The 4,109-nt window shown below is 64.5% G+C and carries 1 protein-coding gene and 3 pseudogenes; all 4 read right to left on the bottom strand.

All coding sequences use genetic code 11. From position 1 onward, the window contains the following. Positions 1-141: 141 nt before the first annotated feature. Positions 142-1,259 (bottom strand): IS3 family transposase gene (locus BST14_RS27520; RefSeq protein WP_142279655.1). Its coding sequence is split into 2 segments (ribosomal slippage): positions 142-992 and positions 992-1,259, totalling 1,119 coding nucleotides; the frame shifts between segments, so codons are not numbered across the junction. A 201-nt stretch (positions 1,260-1,460) separates the two neighbouring features. Continuing rightward, positions 1,461-2,277 (bottom strand): annotated as a pseudogene (gene istB / locus BST14_RS27515) (IS21-like element helper ATPase IstB). Between the two features lie 8 nt (positions 2,278-2,285). After that, positions 2,286-2,531: pseudogene (locus BST14_RS32760) on the bottom strand (IS21 family transposase); the annotation flags it as partial. A gap of 21 nt (positions 2,532-2,552) precedes the next feature. After that, positions 2,553-3,733, bottom strand: a pseudogene (gene istA / locus BST14_RS27510) (IS21 family transposase); the annotation flags it as partial. Between the last annotated feature and the right edge of the window lie 376 nt (positions 3,734-4,109).

The raw sequence follows: 4,109 nt of genomic DNA, 5'->3' as shown, positions 1-4,109 counted from the left end.
ACCTTCAATCACTCGGCTACGACACGCCGGTCACCAAATCGGTCCCCGACTCGTACACCACCTTGGCGGACGCAACCGAGCCGAGCGGACCTGCGGCCTTGACCGGACCCTGTGAACTGGTCCGCGGCGAACGAGAGTCGTTCATTGGTGAGTACAGCTGGCAGCGTAGCGGGCTGGGGGTTGGTAGCCCAGGGATGAGTGTCGCCGGTGGTGGTTGTAGTCGTGTTTCCAGTCGGCGATGACCACGCGGGCCTGGGCCAGTGACCAGAAGCTGTTGATGTTGAGGCACTCGTCGCGGATGCGGGAGTTAAATGATTCGACGTAGCAGTTGCGCCACGGCTCGCCGGGTGGGATGAAGTGCAAGCCGACCTGCCCTGCAGCCCAGTCTGCCATTGCGCTGCAAGCTAATTCCGGGCCGTTGTCACACCGCAGCACCGCCGGATAGGTGCCACGTTCGGCGGCCAGACGGTCCAGTTCGTCGATCAGGTGCTCGCCGGTGATGCTGCGCTCGACCATCCCACCGAGGTATTCGCGGGTGTGTTCGTCGATGATCGAGACGATCTTGACCGGGCGCCCATCGGTGGTGGAATCGAACTGGAAGTCCACCGCCCACACCCGGTTGGGCGCATCGGCGACCACGGCGGGCGGCGCGGTGGAACTGCCGCGGCGCTTGCGTCGTCGCCGCTGCGGCACCCGTAGCCCTTCTTCACGCCAAAGCCGTTGGATCTTCTTGTGATTGACGATCCAGCCCTCAGCACGAGCGTCGTGGTATGCGGACCGAAACCCCCGGCGGGGATGATCCTTGGCGTAGTCACGCAGCCAGTCCCGCAGCGCGGCATCAGGGTCTTGCGGTGTCGCCGCGGTGGGTTCGTGGCGCTGGGTGGCGCGGTGCTGCCCGGCCACGCGGCAGGCGAACCGTTCGCTGACCCCCAGCACGCGCTGGAGGTGACGAACGGCCGCCCGCCGGCGTTCCGGGCTTAGAAGTTTCCCCGCGCGATCTCCTTGAGCGCCGACTTTTCCAACTCGGCCTCGGCCAACAGCCGCTTAAGAGAGGCGTTCTCCCGTTCCAGATCCTTGAGCCGTTTGGCATCCTCGGCTTTCAACCCGCCGAACTGATTACGCCACCGGTGATAGGTCGCTTCCGACACGCCCAGCTCGCGGCACACCGCCGCAGTGTCCTTACCCTCGGCCAGCAGCCGATCGGCGGCCATCAACTTGCGCACGATCTGCTCAGGACTGTGTCGTTTCCTCGTCGCCATGATCTTGTCGAGCCTTCCTGCCCGCGTCGTGGGTCGCAAGACTCTCATAAGCCATGGATCAATCAAACGGGGTCAGGCCAGCCTGACTCTTCGGCGCCACACCTGTTATGTGATGCAGTTAAAGCGGCCCGATGGTGTCAATGGCCAGGTTGATGTATCCGCTGGTGGCGGGATAAAAGTATCCACCCCGTGCGATTGTTCCTAGGTTGGCTTGGGTTGCTCCTTGCGGTGTTGGGCGTTTTTCATTCGGTAGGAGTCACCGTCGGTGATGACGACGGTGGCGTGGTGCAGCAGACGATCGAGGATGCTGACCGCGGTGGTCTGCTCGGGTAGGAAGCGGCCCCATTGTTCGAAGGGCCAGTGCGATCCGATGGCCAGTGAGCGGCGTTCGTAGGCGCCGGCGACGAGTCGGATGAGCAGTTGGGTGCCGGTGTCGTCGAGCGGGGCGAAGCCGAGTTCGTCGGGGATGATCAGATCGACTCGCAGCAGGGACTCGATGATCTTGCCGACGGTGTTTGTCGGCCAGGCCGCGGTAGAGGGTTTCGACGAGGTCGGCGGCGGTGAAGTAGCGGACCTTGTGTCCGGCGTGGATCGCCGCGGTCCCCAAGCCGATGAGGGTGTGGGACTTGCCGGTGCCGGCTGGGCCGATGATCGCCAGATTCTGTTGCACCCGAATCCATTCCAGGCTTGAGATGTAGTCGAACACTTTCGGTTGGATCGAGGAGGCGGCCACGTCGAAGCTTTCCAAGGTCTTGGGCACGGGGAAAGCCGCGGTCTTGAGTCGGTTGACGACGTTGGAGGCGTCCCGTGCCGCCAGTTCGGTCTCGACCAGGGTGCGCAGGACTTCCTCAGGGGTCCAGCGTTGGGTCTTGGCGGTGGTCAGGACTTCGGGTGCGGTGCGTCGCACGGCGGCCAGCTTCAGCCGCCGTAGCCCGGAATCGAGATCGACGGCCAATGGTGGAACCGACGGTGGTGCAACGGGTTTAGCGGTCGTTGTCAGCGGTGGTGTCTTGGTCATGAGATCACCTAACCGTCGGCGATGATGGGCGTGATCTTGTAGGCGTCCAGGGACCTGGTCGGGGCTACCGGCAGGTCCAGGATCAACGCGTCGCCGGCGGGGCGGGGCTGCGGTGTTCCGGTCCCGGCGGCCAGGATAGAGCGCACGTCGGCGGCCCGGAACCGGCGGAACGCCACCGCCCGGTGCAGCGCGCAGACCAGGGCGTCGGTGCCGTGAGCGGCGCCCAGGGCGAGCAGAATCTCCAACTCCGAGTGCGCAGAACTGCTTCTCCACCGTGGTCTTCGGGCGAGGGCCGCGGCTGGGTGCCGCCCGCGGTCCGTCGTAGTGCTCGTCGAGGATCGAGACGCCACCGGGTGCGACGAGTTCGTGTTCGGCCACGATCACCCCGGTGGAGGGTTCCAGCAGACAGATCGCGCCGTGGTCGACGACCACGGCCACCGTGGTGCCGATCAACCTCATCGGCACCGAGTAGCGGGCCGAGCCGTACCGGACACAGGACAGGCGGTCGACCTTGCGCAGCACCGACGGTGCCCCGATCTGCAACCTCAGCGATGGGAGTGGTTGCAGCAGTTCACGTTCAGCGATCAACCGAGCGTCGGGGGATCGCGCAGATCTCCGAATGAGTCGCGGCGTTCACTTCCACGCACCACACGTCGGCCGCAGTATTGGCGTCGCGCAGAGTAATCGGCTTCCCGGTGACGGCGGCCTCGGTCAACAAGGGAACGGCCAGATCATCCTGTGCGTACCCGCAGAGGTGTTCCACGATGCCCTTGGATTGTGGGTCGTTGGCGTGACAGAAATCCGGGGCGAACCCGTAGTGGCTGGCCAGTCGCACGTAGTCCGGGGTGGGGACGACGACGTTGGCCACCACGCCGCCTTTGAGGCAGGCCATCCGGTCGGCCAGCACCCGCGCCGGGACCCCGCCTGCCGCGGCCAGGGCTTCGGCGATCAACGCCAACGTGGTCGAGGCACGTTCGTTAGCGGCGAAGCGCACGAAGCGCCACCGGGAGAATGCCAGTACCGCACAGAACAGGAACAACCCCGGTGCGACTTGGGCCCAGTCAATCACCAGATACTCACCCGGCTCCCACACCGCTGGGCGGCGACCGCGGTAATTAGTGCTGCGCCACAACGCTTTCGCATCCGCGACCAGCCGCCGGAAGTTGCGGTCAGAACCGGTGTATCCGGCAGCTCGGGCCTTCGGGAGCAGCCGCTTGGCCGAAATCCGGCCGTGTGACTTCTCCACGCGTTCAGCGACCAGACCGGCCACCGAATCGTAGTTATGCGGCCGTTCGGCCCGCGGCGGCGCAGGCACACCGGCCTGGTCGGCCTCGAACTTGTCGATGATCTTCTTGACGGTGCGGTGGGTGGTACCGCACTCCTCGGCGGCGGCCCTATACGACCCGAGCTGTTGATAGGCAGAAATAATGTCCATGCGGTCCTTCGCAGACTTCAATGGAACTCCCCGGTGGTGATGGCGATTGGTTGGCGCCTTCACCGTCACCATCGGGGCCCGCAGTTCCTGATCGACACGACGAACACGGGGTGGGTACTTTTACCTGGCCAAAAACGGATACCTCGACTTGGCCACCAGTGGCTACTTTTTCATGGCCACGGACAGATGGGAGTCGCTGAAGCGACGGCTCCTCGTAGCTACCCGATTACCGACAATCCACGACCGCCCAGCGGGTAAGTCGACGGAAAGCTCGTGTCGTAACATCCGTGCCAAAGCAAGAGGAAATGATTACGCCGTCGGGTTGCGTCCGCCAAGGTGGTGTACGAGTCGGGGACCGATTTGGTGACCGGCGTGTCGTAGCCGAGTGATTGAAGGT

This window comes from Mycobacterium arosiense ATCC BAA-1401 = DSM 45069, from assembly GCF_002086125.1.
Classification (GTDB): Bacteria; Actinomycetota; Actinomycetes; order Mycobacteriales; family Mycobacteriaceae; genus Mycobacterium; species Mycobacterium arosiense.
This window is presented reverse-complemented; position numbering and strand designations above follow the sequence as displayed.